This window comes from Streptomyces sp. NPDC043738 (assembly GCF_056436545.1).
Genome location: NZ_JBWKCJ010000028.1, coordinates 94,855 through 111,202, shown reverse-complemented (window position 1 = coordinate 111,202; position 16,348 = coordinate 94,855). Strand labels below are relative to the sequence as shown.

Genomic DNA, 16,348 nt, shown 5'->3' with positions numbered 1-16,348 from the left:
CCCCGGAGGACGCAGAGAAGAAAGGGGGACAGCCGAAACAAGAACCCCAGACGGTGGGGGAAACCCCGGCGAAACAAGATCGACCCCCCCCCCCTTCGGTCCCCCCCCCGCTCGGGCTTCACAGGCCCATCACACGTCAGTCGGCATTCCGCGAACGCCTCAGGTCCTGGGTCCGCTCGGCCGCGGACTCCTCCGACGACTTCGGCTTCCGCTGGTCGGAGCGCCGCTCCGCGGCACGGTCCTTGTTGCTCGACTTACGGTTCTGCGCCTTCGGCATGGTGACTCCCTTTGTCTCGCCGAATGTTGCTTACGCGTCCAGTACCGCACCGTCGGCGACGGTTGGCGCCCGGACGTGGGCCGGTCGAGTGACGGGAGTATCACCTGGGGTGATGCCGGGGCCCGGGATTCCGGCGGGGGCGGGCGCTCACGGCCGGATGCGCAGCACCTGCGGATCGTGGTCGCTGGCCTGGTCGGCGTACTCGGCGTTGAGGTGCACGATGTCGTAGTCGGCCTTGGCCAGATGCCGGCTGGTGAGCATGTGGTCCAGCACCTGCGAGTTGCCGTTGTAGACATAGCCGTAGCGCTCCGCGGCGGGCAGCCTGCCGACCAGGTCGGTGAGCACGCCGCCGTCGGTGAGCTTCTTCAGGGCCGGCGAGAACGGGTAGTCGTTGAGGTCGCCGGCGACCACCACATCGGCCCGGGGGTCCTTGGCCAGCAGGTCCTTGACGAAGGCGTTCACCAGCCCGGCCTGCGCCGTGCGCTGGGTCTCCGAGGGCCGGGCCGGCGGCTGGAAACGGCTGTCCAGGCCCTGGTCGCCGCCCTTGGAGTTGAAGTGGTTGGCGATCACGAACACCCGGCTTCCCGGGCGGCTGTTGAGCGAGAACTGGCCGACCAGCGGCTTGCGGCTGGCCTGCCACGCCGGGTCGGCGGGCGCGATCCGGCCCGGGGAGGCGGACAGCGCGGCCCTGCCGTGGTCGTCGACCACCTTCACCGGCGTGGTGGCGTCGCCGCCCTTGACGTCGGTGAAGGACACCCGCTCGGGGTTGAACAGGAACGCGACCCGGATGTTGCCCCCGGGCTGGCCGCCGTCCTGGTCGTCGACCGGGTCGATCTGCCGCCACTCGTACGCCGGGCCGCCGGCCGCCTTGACCGCTTCGGTCAGCTTCTTGAGGGTGGCCCCGGCGGTGACCACGCCGTCGTTCGTGGGGCCGTTGTCGTCCTGGACCTCTTCGAGGGCGACGACATCGGGTGCCGACAGGTTGCCGACCAGCGCCTTGGCGAGACGGTCGAACTTGGCCTGCGGGGTCTTGGGGGAGAGGTTCTCGACGTTGTACGTGGCCACCGACAGCTCGTCGGGCCGCTGCTTGCGGGTGGTCTCCGGCGCCGGGCCGTGGTCGGCCAGTTCGCCCAGCTCGGTGGCCTGGAGCGTGTAGCCGCCGAAGTTGTCGTAGTCCAGCGGCCCGGCGGTGGTGCCGGTCAGCTCGTCGCCGACGTCGGCCACCGGGAACGGCCGCTCGGCGAAGGGGATCAGGGAGGCCACCTTGACCCGGCCGCCGTTGGGGTCGGCGTACGAGCGGTAGAGGGTGCCGCCGCGCGCCGTGCGGTTGTGGCCCGGCTCGGCGGTCACCCACAGCTCGTGGTGGGAGTTGGTGGCGCCGACGACCCGGGCGCCCTTGACCGCGACGCGCATCCCCTCCAGCGACTCGTAGCGGTCCAGCGCGTACGAGGCGGGGCGCAGCTTGAGGGATTCGATGCTCTTGCCGCCCGCGTCGGGGGCGTAACGATTCGGCACGGAGGCCGGGTTGAGGGTGAAGGCGGCCGGCAGCGGCGCCTTCGCGGAGACGGTCTGCCAGGTCGCGTCGGTGATCTCGGTGACCGACTGCAGCCCGGCGTCCTTGCCGCCGGGGTAGTACTCGCTGACCGTGCCGGAGAAGGTGATCGCCTCGCCGACGGTCACCTTCGGCGTCTCCTTGCCCGTGAAGACGAAGACCGCCTCGCTGGTGGCCGGGTCGCGGTCCGGGTGCGGGTCCTGCACCCAGAAGCCGCGCGCCGAGCCGAACGAGCGGATCGCGGTGACCGTGCCGGGCACATCGCCGACCTGCGTGCCGGCCAGCGGGGATATTCGGGTGCTGCCCTGGATGTCGTGGATGCGGGTGCCCGCCGCGGAGGCGGACTGCGTGGCGGTCAGCAGCCCGCCGGCGAGGGCGGCGGCGGCCACCGCGCTGAGCGCGGCCGGCCTGCGGAGCGGACGACGGGACGGCATGCATGCCTCCGAAGGGAAGTGGGGGGTGAACAAGGGGGGCGCGGCACTGCGCGTGGACCGTGGCACGGTGCGCGCTACGCGCGTCAATCTCCGGTGTGCGCAAGGAAGTTGTCAAGGTACTCGCGGTTACCGACGGCCGGCGCGGGGGTGAACCGTCCGAGATACGGAGAATTCCGTCTACGCTGGGGCGGCGCACTCCCCAGCTACCGCTGGGAGGTACCCCCAGCCGCAGTCCGTACGAGGAGCTGAGCACCTGATGTCCGCAGACCGCCCGACCCTGCCGCCGGTGCGGCTGACCTCCGAAGCGGAGCTGGCCCGGGACGCGCTGAGCGCCCCGCTGATGGCCCGGGCCGCCAGGCTCGCCCGCTGGGCCGAGCGCGGTGTCCCGGTCGGCGCGGGCGGCGAGATCCTCCAGGAGTCGCTGGCGGCCGCCACCGAGCTGCTCGGTCTCGCCGGCGACGAGGACGGCCCCGCCTACACCGCCGAGGCCTGGCAGCTCGCGGTGGACACCGGGCTGGTCGAGATCGAGGAGACCGAAGAGACCGCGGCGGACCAGGACGGCACAGAGGGGCCCGGTGACGCCGCGGTCGGCATCGCCACCCCGGGCGAGGAGCTGAACCTGCTCACCTCGGGCAGCCCGCAGGACGTCCTGGACATCTGGCTCTGCGGCATGGAGACCGTACTCGCCGACGCCGCCGCCCCGGACCTCGCCGACATCGCCGAGCAGATCGCCGAGGGCGGCGAACTGGACCTGGACTCGATCGACTGGAACCCGGAGGAGGAGGCCGAGCTGCTCAACGGCATCCTCGGCAACCTCTACCTCCTCACCGCCGTCGCCGAGGGCGCCGACCAGGACGTTCCGCTGCCCGCACTGGCCGCCTCGATGATCGTCCCGGACGACATGGACGAGCCCACCGACGACATCCTCGAAGAGGTCTCCGAGGCGATGATGCGCCTGGACGACCAGTTCCGGGTGCTGGAGCCGATCGGGCTGGTCGCCTACCGGCCCGTCGACGAGGCCCTCATCGAGGAGCTGGACGAGGCCGGCGAAACCGTAAGCGCCGCCGAGCCGCTCACCGACGAGGACGTCTCCCGCTACGGCCTGGTCCGCCTCACCCCGCTCGGCGTCTACGCCGTACGCGCCCGGCTGCTGGACGCGGGCGCCCACGCGCCCGCGGTCGGCGACCTCACCGGCAAGGGCGCCGAGGTCCTCCTCGACGCGCTGCCCGACTACCCCGAGGCGCTCGCCCAGTCCGAGTCCGAGCTCTGGCTCGCCGCCCGAACCCCGCTGGACGCCGCCCGCGACCTGCTCGCGGCCGCCCGCGGCGACGACGAGCACGCCCCGCACCGCCGGCTCGCCGCCCAGCAGACCCTCTCCCTGGTCTCGCCGGACGCCGAGGAAGCGCTGCGCGAGGTGCTCGACGACCGGCAGCTGGGCGGGCTGGCCCGGGTCTGGCTCGCCGAGCGCGCCCTGCCCGACATCCCCGAGCCGTCCCAGGAGATGATCTTCTGGCTGACGGTGGACACCCTCGCGGCGCAGCTGGGCAGCGTCGGCGAGGGCGCCGAGGCCGAGCTGCGCGAGCTCGTCCAGGGCCTGACCGACCAGCACAGCGGGTTCTTCGACAGCGCCTGGCGGGTCGACCACCCGGCCACCGCCGAGGTCCTGGAGGCCATGGGCCGCCTGCACCCCGACAAGAAGGCCGCCAAGGAGGCCCGCAAGGCCGCTTTCAAGGCGCGCTCGCACCGGCCGGAGTAGCGCGGCGGGCGGCCGGTCCGCCCGCGCCCGCGCCGGGGCCCGCCGGGTGGTGATCCACCGGGCGGGCCCCGACCGCTTCCGGACAGGTAGCAACCGCTTCCTGGATGTCGCACCGCGTTCAGCTGGAGTTCGACGGCACACGAAAGCGTGTGCGCGCAGACACAGGGGAGCAGAACCGGCCATCTGGGAGATGACAATGCCGCTCACGCGCAGAGACTTCGCCAAACGTTCCGCCCTCACCGGCGCCGGGGTCGCGCTGGCCGGCAGCGTCGGCGTGCTGGCCACCGCGCCCGGCGCCATCGGCGAGGAGGCGCCCGACGGCGCACCGGACGGCAACGGCCACCGCGCCGGCTACGGACCGCTGGTCCCGGACCCCGACGGCATCCTCGCGCTGCCCGCCGGCTTCTCGTACCGGATCATCACCCGCTCCGGCGTCACCAAGCTCGACAGCGGTGAGTCCACCCCCTCCAACCACGACGGCACCGGCACCTTCGAGGGCCACCGCGGCACCACCCTCCTGGTCAACAACCACGAGCTGAAGGGCCCGCGCGCCGACTGGCCGCACCCGGTGCCGCTGGCCGAAGGACTCGTCTACGACCCGGCGGCGTCCGGCGGCTGCACGGTCGTCGAGGTCGCCAAGGACGGCACCCCGGTCGGCGAGTGGGTCGGCATCGCCGGTACGTCCACCAACTGCGCGGGCGGCACCACCCCTTGGGGCACCTGGCTCACCGGCGAGGAGACCGAGGACAAGGCCGGCGAGCACGGCATGACCAAGGACCACGGCTACGTCTTCGAGGTCGACCCCCACGACCGCCGGGCCGGCCGCGACCCCAAGCCCCTCAAGGCGCTGGGCCGTTACGCCCACGAGGCCGTCGTCGTCGACCCCAAGCGCGGCCACCTCTACCTGACCGAGGACGCCTCCGGCCCCAACGGCCTGTTCTACCGCTGGACCCCGCCGCACGGATTCCGCCACGGCCGCGGTCAGCTGCGCTCGCTCGCCGCGGACTCCGGTGTGCTGGAGGCCTTCAAGTGCTTCGACTCCGGCGGCCGGTTCGTCGACGACCTCTCGCGTGCCACCAAGACCGGCACGGTCTACGGCGTCGACTGGGTCGAGGTCCCCGACCGCGACGCGCGGACGGTCTCGGTGCGCAAGCAGTTCAAGGACGGCGAGGTCACCCGCGCCCGCAAGCTGGAGGGCCTGTGGTGGGCCGACGGCGGCGCGTACGTCGTGTCCTCCTACGCCCGCGAGGAGAGCCCCGTCCGGCACGACGGGCAGGTCTGGTTCTACGACCCGCGGCGGCGGACCCTGACCCTGAAGGTGCTGCTGGGCGTCAACCCGGATCCCTCCAAGGACGGTGCGCTCGACGGCCCCGACAACATCACCGTCTCGCCCTACGGCGGACTGATCATCGCCGAGGACGGCGAGGGCGTACAGCACCTCTTCGGGGCCACCGACGACGGCCGGACCTACCCGATCGCCCGCAACGACCTCAACATCGGCACCCCCGAGAAGCCGGAGTTCAGCGAGTTCACCGGCCCCGTCTTCTCCCCGGACGGGCAGACGCTGTTCGCCAACATCCAGGACCCCGGCATCATGCTGGCCATCACCGGGCCCTGGAAGCGGCAGCGCCGGCAGCGCTAGCACCGGCTCCCCGACGGCCGGGCCGGGCTCAGCCCGCCCCGGCCGTCAGCACGTAGTAGTCCAGCAGACCGGCCTCGTACGCCGTGAGGTAGCGGCGCGCCCACCGGTCCCGGGGCTTGGGCTGCTGGGCCAGATAGCGGTCGTACGGCTCCCAGACCCCGTCGCCGATCGGCCGCACCCGGACGCCCCGCAGACCCGCCGCGGCCAGTTCCGCCGCGACCTCGTCGACCACGTGCGGGACGTCCAGGCCGTCGGCGTACGGCGGCAGCAGCTCGGGCAGTACCCGGGCGGCCTCCCGGCTGCGGGCGAAGAACGTCGTCAGCGCCAGCCGGCCGCCGGCGCGCAGCACCCGCGCCGCCTCCCGGGCGAACGCGGCCAGATCGCGGAAGTGCTGCGCGGCCTCGACGGAGTACAGCAGGTCGACGGCGTCGTCGGGCAGCGGGATCCGCTCGGCGGCGCCCAGCACGAAGTCCAGCCGGCCGGCGCACCCCGAAGGCCCGCCGAGCAGCGCCGCGTGTGTCTCCCGGGCGCGGGCGATCTGGTCCGGGTGGGCGTCCAGGCCGATGACCGAGCCCAGCGCGAACTCCCGCAGCGCCAGCGCGCAGCCCAGACCGCGCCCGCAGCCGACCTCCAGGGCGGTGCGGCCCTCCGGCCGGTCGAAGGTGCCGAGCACCAGGCGGTAGAGGTCCTGTTCGCTGCGCACCCGGTCGTCCTCGGTCAGCGGCCGGCCGTCGATGTCCGCCAGCCCCGCCCAGTAGCCGAAGTTGATGAAGCCGCCGGCGAAGGCCGGGACGGTGCTCAGGTCCAGCTCCCCGTAGATCTTCGCGACCCGCTCGGGAAGTTCCGGCGGCGGCTCGGGGCCGTCCGGGTGATCCGCGGGTCCGGCCGCGCCGGCCGGCGGCTGCTGGGCCATCGAACACTCCTGGTGCGGGCGGCAGTGGGGGCGGGGAATCTTGCGGGCGCGGGGACGTTGAAGCAGAGGTGGTGAGCTCGACGATACGGACGACACAATTCTCGGTCCTGGACCGTTCCCGCACCAGGGAAGGCCATCCCCAGGCGGCGGCGCTGCGGGACACGGTGGACCTGGCGCGGCGCGCCGAGGAGCTGGGCTACCACCGCTTCTGGGTCTCCGAGCACCACAGCGTGCCCGGGGTGGCCGGCTCCGCGCCCACGGTGCTGGCCGCCGCGGTGGCCTCGGCGACCACCACGATCCGGGTCGGCACCGGCGGCGTGATGCTGCCCAACCACCGGCCGCTGGTGGTGGCCGAGCAGTTCGGGGTGCTGGAGTCGCTCTTCCCCGGCCGGATCGACATGGGCCTGGGCCGCTCGGTGGGCTTCACCGGCGGCATCCGCCGCGCGCTGGGCGCCGACAAGGACGCCACCGACGACTTCGGCGCCCGGCTCGCCGAGCTCCTCGGGTACTTCACGGGCACCCAGACCGCCCACCCGCAGGTCCATGCGCACCCCGCCGAGGGCCTGCCGATCCCGGCCTTCGTCCTGGCCACCGGCGCCGGTGCGCAGATCGCCGCGGCGGCCGGGCTGGGCCTGGTCATCGGCGACTTCCGGGGCCGGCAGCAGATGCTGGACGCCATCGACGCCTACCGGCAGGCCTTTCGCCCCTCGGCCTTCTGGGAGCGGCCGTATGTGGTGATCTCCCAGACGGTGGCCGTGGCCGGCACGACGGAGCAGGCGCGCCGGCTGCTGCTGCCGGAGGCCCGTTCGCTGGCGTACTCCCGCACCCACGGCGTCTTCCCGCCGCTGCGGCCCGCCGAGGACGGACCGGCGGTGGCCGCCCTGCCGGAACGTGAGCGCGGCTTCTACGAGGAGGCCCTGCGCGGCCAGCTGCACGGCACGGAGGAGCAGGTCGCCGATGCCCTCGGCACGCTGATCGAGCGCAGCGCCGCGGACGAGGTGCTGGTGACGACCAGCACCTACGAGCGCGCGGCGCTGCTGGAGTCGTACGAGCGGCTGGCCCGGGTGGCGGGGCTCGGCGCCCGGCCCGCCGGGCCGGTCCTCACAGCGCCTGCCCGGCCGGTTTGACCATGCCGCGCACCGTCCTGGCGTCGACGAACTCGCCCATCGCCGTCATCTCCCACTCGCCGGAGAACTGGCGGATCAGCTTGGCCATCATCACGCCCGTGCGCGGCTCGGAGTGGGTGAGGTCGAAGCGGACCAGCTCCTCGCCGCTCTGCGCGTCCAGCAGGCGGCAGTAGGCCTTGGCGACGTCGGAGAACTTCTGGCCGGAGAAGGAGTTCACGACGAAGACCAGGCCGGTCACCTCCGGCGGGATGCCGCCGAGGTGGACGGTGATGGCCTCGTCGTCGCCGGCGCCCTCGCCGGTGAGGTTGTCGCCGGAGTGCTGGACGGCGCCGCCCAGGATCATCAGCTTGCCGAAGAAGCAGTTGTCGATCTTCTTGCGGTCCGGTCCGTAGGCGATGACGGAGGCGTCCAGGTCGATGTTCTTGCCGCGGAAGGCGGGCTCCCAGCCGAGGCCCATCCGCACCGAGCTGAGCAGCGGCTTGCCGCCCTTGACCAGCGAGACGGTCTGGTTCTTCTGGAGGCTGACCCGCCCCTTGTCGAGGTTGACCTTGCCGGAGCCGGGCGCGGCGGGCGCGGCCGCCGGCGGCGGGGAGACCGGGGCCGGGGCGCCGGCCGGCGGTCCCCACTGCCCGGCGGGGGCCGGGGGAGCGGCGGGCGGCGCGGCCGGGGGAGCCTGCGGGGCGGCCGCGGGCGCGGCCGGCTCCTCCACGCTGACGCCGAAGTCGGTGGCGATACCGGCCAGCCCGTCGGCGTAGCCCTGGCCGACGGCGCGCACCTTCCAGGCGCCGTTGCGGCGGTAGATCTCGACGACCACCAGCGCGGTCTCGGTGCCCAGCCGGGGCGGGGCGAAGGTGGCGATGGTGCTGCCGTCGTCGGCGTCGCGGACCGTGCCGGTCGGCTCCGTGCCGGCGAAGGTGGCGCCGGGGGTGTCCAGGCTCGCGGTGACCACGATCTTCTCGATGCCGTCGGGGACGGCGGCGGTGTCCACCGTGATGGTGTCACCGCCGCCGGCCGCCGCGGAGTGGGTCACGCCCGGTCCGGCGGGCTGGTTGTAGAACACGAAGTCGTCGTCGGAGCGCACCTTGCCGTCGGCGGCGAGCAGCAGGCCCGACACATCCAGCCGCACGGGAGCGGTGACGTCCACCGCCACCCGCGCGGTGGTGAGCGGGAGGTTCGAGCCAGGAGTCATAGCGGTCATGCCGGGACCAACGATCGGCTCGCCTTTGCGGTTCCATTACCCGCGGCCGGACGGCGGCCGGGGCCGGCCGTCATCGCTCGCGGGAGTTGCCGAAGAGCAGCCGGTAGGCGATCAGCAGGACCAGGGCCCCGGCGATCGAGGCGATCCACATGGACGGTTCGCCGAAGTCCTTCGGTATCGGGCGGTGCAGGAACTTCGTGGACAGCCAGCCGCCGATGAAGGAGCCCACGATGCCGATCAGGGTCGTGCCGACCAGTCCGCCAGGGTCCCGCCCCGGCAGCAGGACCTTGGCGATGACGCCCGCGATCAGCCCCAGTACGAGCCAGCTGACGATGCCCATGATGCGTTCCTCGTTCCTGCGCGGAGGGTTGGTACGTACACGAGGACGCCACCAGGGCGGGCGGGGTTCCGTGCCGTGGCACGGGCCACGTGCGGATCCGGCCGCGGCGCGGCGGCCGGATCCCGGCCCCTCTCAGTACGGCCACCGGGGCGGATCGGTGCAGAAGGCGCCGCCGAGGTGGGCGTGTTCGGGGGCGGTGGGATCCAGTTCGCCCTGGGCTGCGACGAGTCGCGCGGCGTACGGCTCGGAGTCGTCCTGCGGCTCGTACCCCAGGGCGCGGGCGGTCGACAGGTCCCACCACAGGCGGGTGTTGGCGGAGGAGCCGTACACGACGCGGTGGCCGACGTCCGGTGCGGTCAGCGCGGCGTGCAGCAGCCGGGCGCAGTCGGCCGGGCTGAGCCAGATCGACAGCATCCGCACCGAGGTCGGTGCGGGGAAGCAGGAGCCGATGCGGATCGAGACGGTCTCGATGCCGTGCAGGTCCCAGTAGAGCGAGGCGAGGTCCTCGCCGAACCCCTTGGACAGGCCGTAGTAGGTGTCGGGGCGGCGCGGGGTGTCGACGGGGATCGCGGCGGACCCGTCGGCGGGGCGCGGGGTGAAGCCGACGGCGTGGTTGGAGGAGGCGAAGACGATCCGTTTCACGCCCGCCTCGCGCGCCGCCTCGTAGAGGTGGTAGGTGCCCTCGATGTTGGCGCGCAGGATCTTCTCGAACGACGCCTCCAGGGAGATTCCGGCGAGGTGGACGACGGCGTCGACGCCGCGTACGGCCTCGCGCAGCGCCTTTTCGTCGGCGAGGTCGGCGGTGATGACGTCCTCGTCGGCGGCCGCGTCGTCGATGGCGCGCCGGTCGAAGAGGCGCAGCCGGTAGCCGTGGGGCGGCAGCAGTGCGCGCATCAGGGTGCCGAGCCCGCCGGCGGCGCCGGTGAGCAGGACGGTGCGGGGTGCGGTCATGGGCGGGAACTCCTCCGGCTGGGTGGCGGGGCGGCCCGGGGCCGCGGGGCGGTGCGAGCCGCGGGACCGCCGTGCTGTGGGCGCTCTTTGCGTGAAAAGGCTATGTCCGCGAACGGGATTCATGTGGGTGGACAAAGCGTGGTGGGCGGGATCGCCGCCGGTCAAGCCGGTTGACGGGTCGGGTAAATCCGCTTGCGGGGCGGCAGTTGTGTGCTCTTGACCCGTACCGACGGGCTGCTCTAGCGTGGCGAGTTCAGAAATATGGACGCAGATCATAGGCATGCACGAGCATGTGAGGGAGAGCCCGTGACCGCACACCCTCCCCCAGCCACCGCTGGGCGGCACCCCCGGCTCGCCGACCGCCTCGACGGACCGCTCTTCTTCCCCGTGACCGCGTACGCGCCCGACGGCACCGTGGACCTGACGGCCTTCCGGGCGCATGTGCGGGCCGGCGTCGACGCGGGCGCGGCCGCCGTCTTCGCCGCCTGCGGCACCGGCGAATTCCACGCGCTCACCCCCGAGGAGTTCGCCGACTGCGTCGCGGCCGCCGTCCAGGAAGCCGCGGGACGCGTCCCGGTCGTCGCCGGCACGGGCTACGGCACCGCGCTCGCCGTCCAGTTCGCCCGCCTCGCCCGCGAAGCCGGCGCCGACGGACTGCTCGCCATGCCGCCCTACCTCGTCGTCGCCGACCAGGAGGGGCTGCTGCGCCACTACACCGAACTCGCCGCCGCCACCGCGCTCCCGGTCATCGTCTACCAGCGGGACAACGCGGTCTTCACGCCCGCCACCGTCGCCGCCCTGGCCGCGACGCCGGGCATCATCGGCCTCAAGGACGGCCTGGGCGACCTCGACCTGATGCAGCGCATCATCAGCACCGTCCGCACCGAGGCCCCCGACGAGGACTTCCTCTACTTCAACGGCCTGCCCACCGCCGAACTCACCGGCCCCGCCTACCTGGGCCTGGGCGTGCGCCTGTACTCCTCCGCCGTCTTCGCCTTCGCCCCCGAGATCGCCCTCGCCTTCCACAGGGCGCTGGCCGTCGGCGACGACGACGCCGTGACCCGGCTGCTGGACGGCTTCTACCGGCCGCTGGTCGAACTGCGCAACCAGGGACGCGGTTACGCCGTATCGCTGGTCAAGGCGGGGGTACGGCTGCGCGGTCTGGACGTCGGAGCGGTCCGGCCCCCGCTCAGCGAGCCGGCCCCCGTGCACCTCGAGGAGCTGGCCGGGCTGATCGACCGCGGTCTGGCCCTGGTCGCCCAGGCGCCGGGAGCCGGCTCCTGATGCGCACCGCCGCCTTCCTCTACCCCTGGGACGTGGTCGGCGACCCGGCCGCCGCCGAACGCCTCGCCGGCCTCGGCGTCCGGCAGGTCACCCTGGCCTCCGCCTACCACTCCACCCGCGCCCTCACCCCGCGCCACCCCCGCCACCGCATCGTCACCGCCCGGCACGCCGCCGTCTACTACCCGCCCGACCCCGCCCGCTGGGCCGGCCGGGAACTGCGGCCCCACACCCAGGACTGGACGGCGGGCCCGGACGCCTTCGGCGCGGCCGCGCGGGAGCTGGCCGCCGCCGGGGTGGAGGTGCACAGCTGGGTCGTTCTGGCCCACAACTCCCGCCTGGGCGCCGAGCACCCGACCGCCGTCGTCCGCAACGCCTACGGCGACCCCTACCCCTGGGCGCCGTGCATCGCCCGGCCCGAAGTGCGCGCCCACCTCGTCGCGCTCGCCGCCGAGGCGGCCGTACGGCCCGGCGCCCGCGGCAGTGAGCTGGAGTCCTGCGGCTGGTACGGACTGGCCCATCCGCACGCCCACGACAAGATCGGCGGGGTGCCGCTCTCCGGCGCCGCCCAGTATCTGATGTCGGTCTGCTTCTGCTCGGTGTGTGCATACGGGTACGGCGAACTCGGCATCCCCGCAGCGGAGTTGAGGGCCGCCGTGGTGCGGGCCCTGGAGCCGCTGTGGACGGCCGCCCCGGGCGGGCCGGAGAGGGACGGCCCACTTGGAGCGGTGCCGGCCGAAGATCCTTGCGGCAGGCGGGCGGAGTGGGCGGTGGTCGAGGCGCTGCTCGGCGCGGAGCCCGCGGGGCTGCTGCGCGTCTGGCGGGACCGGGCCGCCCGTACGCTGCAGCGCGCGGCGGTGCGGGCCGTACGGGACGCCGCGGCGGACGGGTTCCGGGTGCTGCTGCACGCCGACCCCGCCGCGCACCGCTGCGGCGCCAACGCCGGGGTGGACCCGGTGGACGTGCTCGCGCACGCCGACGGCGTGGTGCTGCCGTGCACCGGCGACGCCGCCGTCCGCGCCGCCGTACTGGGACCGTTCACCGCCCGTGCGGGCGCCGCACCCACGGTGGCCGCCAACCTCACCGTGGTCTCCGGCATGGGCGGCAGCCCCCGCACCCTCGCCGCCGACGCCGCGCACGCCGCCTCGCTGGGCGCGACGGAACTGCGTCTTTATCACGCGGGGCTGGCGAGCGACGCGGACCTCGCCGCCGTCGGCGACGCGCTGCGCGAGATCGGGCGCGGGTGAGAGGACGCGCCTCTACGAAGCCGAGAGCTTCCCGGTCTTCACGCCGTCCACGAACGAGGACCAGGACGACGCCGGGAAGACCAGCCTCGGGCCGTACGGGGCCTTGCTGTCACGGACGGGAACGACGCCCGGGATATTGGCGGCGACCTCGACGCAGTTGCCGCCGTTGTCGCTGTAGGAGGACTTGAACCAGCGGGGGGAGTCGGTTGTCACGGGGTGCCCTTTCGTGCCTCGTTGATCATGGCTATCGATGCCGCCTGGGGAAGCGCCTCGGCCTGTAGTTGATGGTAGGCCGTCAACAGAGGCAGTACGGATGTGGTCTCGCGTTCCAGGTGTCCCCGAATCTGGGATTCTGCGTACGCGATCACGGACAGGTCCGGCAGCGTCAGCAAGTTCATCGGGAGGTTGAACGGGCGGCGCTCCCCTATGTCGTACGGGGCGATCTGGAGCACGGCGTTCGGCAGCTCCGCGACCTCGGCCAGACGCGCCAACTGCGCGTCCATGACCTCATGTCCGCCGACACATCTGCGGATGCAACTCTCGTCCATCACCACCAGCATCATGGGACGGCGGGGCCGTTCCAACGCGGCCTGCCGCTCCGCCAGGAACGAGACCCGGTCGTCTGCTTGCTCAGGTGTGATTGCCCCACGCCGTACGGCGCTGTCTGCCAGAACCCGGGCGTACTCCGGCGTCTGTAGAAGTCCGGGGATGATTCCGATCTCGTACAGCCGGATCTCCGCCGCTCGGCCCTCGTGCCCCACATACTCCGGGAATCCCTCCAGAAGGCCACCGAACTTGACGTTGCGCCACTCACGCTCGAACGAATCCTCCGTGCCCTCAAGACCGAATGCGTGGTCAGCGCTACGCGAGAAGCGGGAAGTCGGAAACTTGTTGCCATTTTCCACGCCCGAGATGTGCACGGCCGAGTAGCCCATGCGTCCGGCGAGATCCACTTGAGTCCAGCCACGTTCCTTCCGCAGCCTGCGTAGACGCGCTCCATAGGCCGCTTGTGGCGACGCACCCGGGTTCAACTCGTTCTGATTCATCGACGCCTCCACCAACTTAGCTTCCACAGCTAGGAAGTTGATCCATTCCCAGGACAGCGCCACGCTGAACCTCCCCAGTAGTGGAAGCGCTACGGAGAGGAGTTGCCGTGCCCGGCAAGCTGACCCCACCCGTACAACTCGGCGAACCCCAGCCCAAGCCGAAACCTGCGGCCAACTGTGACGTCTGCCAGGCGCTGGTACATGAGCGGCAGATCGCGCAAGCGCGGGGCGACCTGAGCAAGGTCGTCGACCTGAACATCGAACTTCGAAGCCACCCGGGGCACAGACAGTGACAGAGGCCGCGTTCCCTTGGGGCCCGGCCGAGACCACGATGAAGACCCGCCCTCTCAAGGAGGAGAATCGTGAATATTCGATTGATCACCCAGTTCGCACAAGGTGGCGGCCACGGCAAGGATGAGGGCGATGGGGACGGGCATCCCGGTCAGCCGTGGTCGCCGACCGATGAGCCCCACCCGGACGGTTCGACGCCTCCCGGCGAGGGGGACCACCGGAAGTGACGAGTTCTGGTGAGCAGGCGGGGCGGCCCACTCGTGAGGAGTTGGGCCGTCTTTTCCTGGACGCAGGTGTCGTGTCGCCCGACTGGGCCAAGGCGTACGAAGACGTGCCCCGCTCCCACTTCCTGCCGGAGTTGATCTGGCCGCATGACATGGCTACCGGCCGGAATGTCGCGGTCGACAAGGAGCAGAACCCGCAGGTGTGGCAGAGGTACGCCGACTCGGACGACCCCATCGTCACCCAGTGGGACGACGGCGCGCACGACGGCCATGAGCCGGGCAAGTCGTTCAGCTCGTCGTCGTCCATGCCGAGCCTGGTCTTCTCCATGCTGGCCGACCTTGACGTAAAACCGGGTCAGCGCGTGCTGGAGATCGGCGCCGGCACCGGATGGAACGCCGCCCTTCTCGCGTACCGACTCGGAGCCGCGAACGTCGTCACCATGGAGGTGGACGGCACCGTCGCGTCAGAAGCCCGGCAGGCATTGGACCGCTTCGGGCTCCCGGCGGAAGTGGTGCATGGGGACGGCTTTCTCGGCCATGCGAAAGGGGCACCGTACGACCGCATCATCGCCACGTGCGGTCTACGAAAGGTCCCGTTCGCGTGGGTGGAGCAGTCCAGCCCCGGAGGGGTGATCCTCGTTCCCTGGGGGACGTATTACGGGCCCAGCGAAGCCACCGCCCGCCTGGTGGTCGCCGAAGACGGCCGGAGTGCGTCAGGGCCGTTCTCACGCCCCGTGGCATTCATGCGCATGCGTTCTCAGCGGTTCGTGTGGCCCCGGCATGACGAGTACGTGCCGGCGGGCGCGATGGATGCTGCGGACACGTCGTTCACGACGATGACCGAGGCGGAGTTCTGCGGCACGGGGAGCTTCGACGTGATCGGATTCGCGCTGGGCCTGCGCGTGCCTGCCGTCGCCCACACTGCCGACCGCAAACGTGACGGCAGGCGCGCCGTGTGGTTCTACGGACTCTCGGACACGTCATGGGCGGTCGTCGTCTTCCGCGATGACCGTGAGGAAGCCAAGGTGTATCAGTCGGGTCCCCGACGTCTCTGGGACGAAGTGGAAGCCGCGTACAGATGGTGGGTGGAGAAAGAGCGCCCCGGCTTCAACCGCTTCGGGCTGACCGTGGACGCCGACGGCGAGTGGGCATGGCTGGACTCACCTGGCAATCCTGTGTTGGCCCAGTAGCCGGGCAGCCGACAGGGCGCATGGCTGTGCCCCCCGTGGCCCCGCCACAGCCCCACCCCGCCCCACCTCACCCCGGCCGGACGAACCCGCACTCGTACGCGGCGATCACCGCCTGGGTCCGGTCCCGTACCCCGAGTTTGGCCAGCACCCCCGCCACATGTGTCTTCACGGTGGCCGGTCCCACGCCCAGCCGCTCCGCGATCTCGGCGTTCGTCAGCCCGGCCGTCATCTGCCGCAGCACCGCCCGCTCCCGTTCGGACAACCGGGCGCGCAGCGTCCGTACCGCGTCCTGCGAGGCCCGCTCCCCGGCGTGCCGGGCGGCCAGACTGCGCACCGCCGCCGGGAACAGCAGCGAGTCGCTGCGCGCCACCAGCCGTACGGCCTGCACCAGGTCCTCCGCCCCGGACCGCTTGAGCAGGAACCCGCTGGCCCCGGCCCGCAGCGCGTCGTACACATAGGCGTCGTTCTCGAAGGTCGTCACGACGATGATGCGCGGCGGCTCGGCCATCCCGGCGAGCACCTGCTCGGTCGCGCGGATCCCGTCGATCTCCGGCATCCGCACGTCCATCAGCACGATGTCGGGGCGCAGTTGACGGATCAGCGGCACCGCCTCCGCGCCGGTCGCCGCCTCGCCCACGACCTCCATGTCGTCCTCGGCGCCCAGGATCGCGCGCAGCGCCGTACGCACCATCCGCTCGTCGTCGGCGAGGACGATGCGCAGCGGACGGGGCCGGTCGCGGCCGCTGGCGCCGTTCCCCTTGCCGCAGTTGTCGCAGCAGTCTCCGTTGCCGTCCCCGTCGCCTTCGCCGGCCGTGCGGCCGCCGTCCCATGTCGTGGTCATGTCCCGCGCCCCCTGTCTCCCGGCCGGTCTCCCGGCGG

General features: G+C 72.3%; 16 protein-coding genes. 7 read left to right on the top strand and 9 right to left on the bottom strand.

What is annotated here, in order from left to right; translation table 11 throughout:
* Positions 1–136: 136 nt before the first annotated feature.
* Positions 137–277 (bottom strand): hypothetical protein, encoded by a 141-nt coding sequence (locus AC0680_RS29910; protein WP_384442357.1) that lies wholly within the window; start codon positions 275–277, stop codon positions 137–139.
* A gap of 147 nt (positions 278–424) precedes the next feature.
* Complete coding sequence (locus AC0680_RS29905) at positions 425–2,263, bottom strand: endonuclease/exonuclease/phosphatase family protein (protein ID WP_478634812.1); 1,839 nt, start codon at positions 2,261–2,263, stop codon at positions 425–427.
* Positions 2,264–2,519: 256 nt separating this feature from the next.
* Here AC0680_RS29905 and AC0680_RS29900 point away from each other — a divergent pair, with 256 nt between their 5' ends.
* Together AC0680_RS29900 and AC0680_RS29895 are read left to right on the top strand one after the other, a co-directional pair.
* Positions 2,520–4,019, top strand: coding sequence for a hypothetical protein (locus AC0680_RS29900; protein WP_478634810.1), 1,500 nt, complete (start codon positions 2,520–2,522; stop codon positions 4,017–4,019).
* Positions 4,020–4,215: 196 nt separating this feature from the next.
* Complete coding sequence (locus AC0680_RS29895) at positions 4,216–5,661, top strand: alkaline phosphatase PhoX (RefSeq protein ID WP_478634809.1); 1,446 nt, start codon at positions 4,216–4,218, stop codon at positions 5,659–5,661.
* A gap of 28 nt (positions 5,662–5,689) precedes the next feature.
* Here the strand turns inward: AC0680_RS29895 and AC0680_RS29890 are convergent, their stop codons facing one another.
* Positions 5,690–6,574: a class I SAM-dependent methyltransferase gene (locus AC0680_RS29890; protein ID WP_478634805.1), complete on the bottom strand. Its 885-nt coding sequence runs from the start codon at positions 6,572–6,574 to the stop codon at positions 5,690–5,692.
* A 71-nt stretch (positions 6,575–6,645) separates the two neighbouring features.
* On the opposite strand from AC0680_RS29890, the gene AC0680_RS29885 reads away from it, so the two are divergent.
* Positions 6,646–7,701, top strand: coding sequence for an MsnO8 family LLM class oxidoreductase (locus tag AC0680_RS29885; RefSeq protein WP_478634804.1), 1,056 nt, complete (start codon positions 6,646–6,648; stop codon positions 7,699–7,701).
* Here AC0680_RS29885 and AC0680_RS29880 read toward each other — a convergent pair.
* The 3 genes from AC0680_RS29880 to AC0680_RS29870 all read right to left on the bottom strand — a co-directional run bounded on the left by AC0680_RS29880 (position 7,676) and on the right by AC0680_RS29870 (position 10,190).
* A complete protein-coding gene (locus AC0680_RS29880; protein ID WP_478634847.1) occupies positions 7,676–8,890 on the bottom strand; it encodes a TerD family protein in 1,215 nt (404 codons plus the stop codon). The two genes, AC0680_RS29885 and AC0680_RS29880, sit on opposite strands and share 26 nt — an antisense overlap.
* A 79-nt stretch (positions 8,891–8,969) precedes the next feature.
* The gene (locus AC0680_RS29875; RefSeq protein WP_384442342.1) at positions 8,970–9,239 is read right to left on the bottom strand and encodes a GlsB/YeaQ/YmgE family stress response membrane protein; all 270 of its coding nucleotides are present in this window, start codon (positions 9,237–9,239) and stop codon (positions 8,970–8,972) included.
* A 132-nt stretch (positions 9,240–9,371) separates the two neighbouring features.
* The gene (locus AC0680_RS29870; protein ID WP_478634802.1) at positions 9,372–10,190 is read right to left on the bottom strand and encodes an NAD-dependent epimerase/dehydratase family protein; all 819 of its coding nucleotides are present in this window, start codon (positions 10,188–10,190) and stop codon (positions 9,372–9,374) included.
* Positions 10,191–10,496: 306 nt separating this feature from the next.
* Here AC0680_RS29870 and AC0680_RS29865 point away from each other — a divergent pair, with 306 nt between their 5' ends.
* Both AC0680_RS29865 and AC0680_RS29860 read left to right on the top strand, forming a co-directional pair.
* Positions 10,497–11,474, top strand: coding sequence for a 5-dehydro-4-deoxyglucarate dehydratase (locus tag AC0680_RS29865; protein WP_478634799.1), 978 nt, complete (start codon positions 10,497–10,499; stop codon positions 11,472–11,474).
* On the top strand, positions 11,474–12,718 hold the full coding sequence (locus AC0680_RS29860) for a hypothetical protein (RefSeq protein ID WP_478634797.1): 1,245 nt from the start codon (positions 11,474–11,476) through the stop codon (positions 12,716–12,718). Before AC0680_RS29865 ends, AC0680_RS29860 begins: the two co-directional genes overlap by 1 nt.
* A 12-nt stretch (positions 12,719–12,730) precedes the next feature.
* On the opposite strand, the gene AC0680_RS29855 is transcribed toward AC0680_RS29860, so the two are convergent.
* A complete protein-coding gene (locus AC0680_RS29855; protein WP_478634794.1) occupies positions 12,731–12,931 on the bottom strand; it encodes a DUF397 domain-containing protein in 201 nt (66 codons plus the stop codon).
* Positions 12,928–13,764, bottom strand: coding sequence for a helix-turn-helix domain-containing protein (locus AC0680_RS29850; RefSeq protein WP_478634844.1), 837 nt, complete (start codon positions 13,762–13,764; stop codon positions 12,928–12,930). The genes AC0680_RS29855 and AC0680_RS29850 overlap by 4 nt, the downstream gene beginning before the upstream one ends.
* Positions 13,765–13,871: 107 nt before the next feature.
* Between AC0680_RS29850 and AC0680_RS29845 the strand changes: the two genes are divergently transcribed.
* Together AC0680_RS29845 and AC0680_RS29840 are read left to right on the top strand one after the other, a co-directional pair.
* A complete protein-coding gene (locus AC0680_RS29845; RefSeq protein WP_478634791.1) occupies positions 13,872–14,057 on the top strand; it encodes a hypothetical protein in 186 nt (61 codons plus the stop codon).
* Between the two features lie 296 nt (positions 14,058–14,353).
* Positions 14,354–15,469, top strand: coding sequence for a methyltransferase domain-containing protein (locus AC0680_RS29840; RefSeq protein ID WP_478634790.1), 1,116 nt, complete (start codon positions 14,354–14,356; stop codon positions 15,467–15,469).
* Between the two features lie 67 nt (positions 15,470–15,536).
* On the opposite strand, the gene AC0680_RS29835 is transcribed toward AC0680_RS29840, so the two are convergent.
* Complete coding sequence (locus AC0680_RS29835) at positions 15,537–16,310, bottom strand: response regulator transcription factor (protein WP_478634787.1); 774 nt, start codon at positions 16,308–16,310, stop codon at positions 15,537–15,539.
* Positions 16,311–16,348 lie beyond the last annotated feature (38 nt).

What these genes read in the sequence shown, in the direction of transcription:
- AC0680_RS29910 (WP_384442357.1), bottom strand. Translation starts at nt 277, where the DNA reads ATGCCGAAGGCGCAGAACCGTAAGTCGAGCAACAAGGACCGTGCCGCG.
- AC0680_RS29905 (WP_478634812.1), bottom strand. Translation starts at nt 2,263, where the DNA reads ATGCCGTCCCGTCGTCCGCTCCGCAGGCCGGCCGCGCTCAGCGCGGTG.
- AC0680_RS29900 (WP_478634810.1), top strand. Translation starts at nt 2,520, where the DNA reads ATGTCCGCAGACCGCCCGACCCTGCCGCCGGTGCGGCTGACCTCCGAA.
- AC0680_RS29895 (WP_478634809.1), top strand. Translation starts at nt 4,216, where the DNA reads ATGCCGCTCACGCGCAGAGACTTCGCCAAACGTTCCGCCCTCACCGGC.
- AC0680_RS29890 (WP_478634805.1), bottom strand. Translation starts at nt 6,574, where the DNA reads ATGGCCCAGCAGCCGCCGGCCGGCGCGGCCGGACCCGCGGATCACCCG.
- AC0680_RS29880 (WP_478634847.1), bottom strand. Translation starts at nt 8,890, where the DNA reads ATGACTCCTGGCTCGAACCTCCCGCTCACCACCGCGCGGGTGGCGGTG.
- AC0680_RS29875 (WP_384442342.1), bottom strand. Translation starts at nt 9,239, where the DNA reads ATGGGCATCGTCAGCTGGCTCGTACTGGGGCTGATCGCGGGCGTCATC.
- AC0680_RS29870 (WP_478634802.1), bottom strand. Translation starts at nt 10,190, where the DNA reads ATGACCGCACCCCGCACCGTCCTGCTCACCGGCGCCGCCGGCGGGCTC.
- AC0680_RS29860 (WP_478634797.1), top strand. Translation starts at nt 11,474, where the DNA reads ATGCGCACCGCCGCCTTCCTCTACCCCTGGGACGTGGTCGGCGACCCG.
- AC0680_RS29850 (WP_478634844.1), bottom strand. Translation starts at nt 13,764, where the DNA reads ATGAATCAGAACGAGTTGAACCCGGGTGCGTCGCCACAAGCGGCCTAT.
- AC0680_RS29835 (WP_478634787.1), bottom strand. Translation starts at nt 16,310, where the DNA reads ATGACCACGACATGGGACGGCGGCCGCACGGCCGGCGAAGGCGACGGG.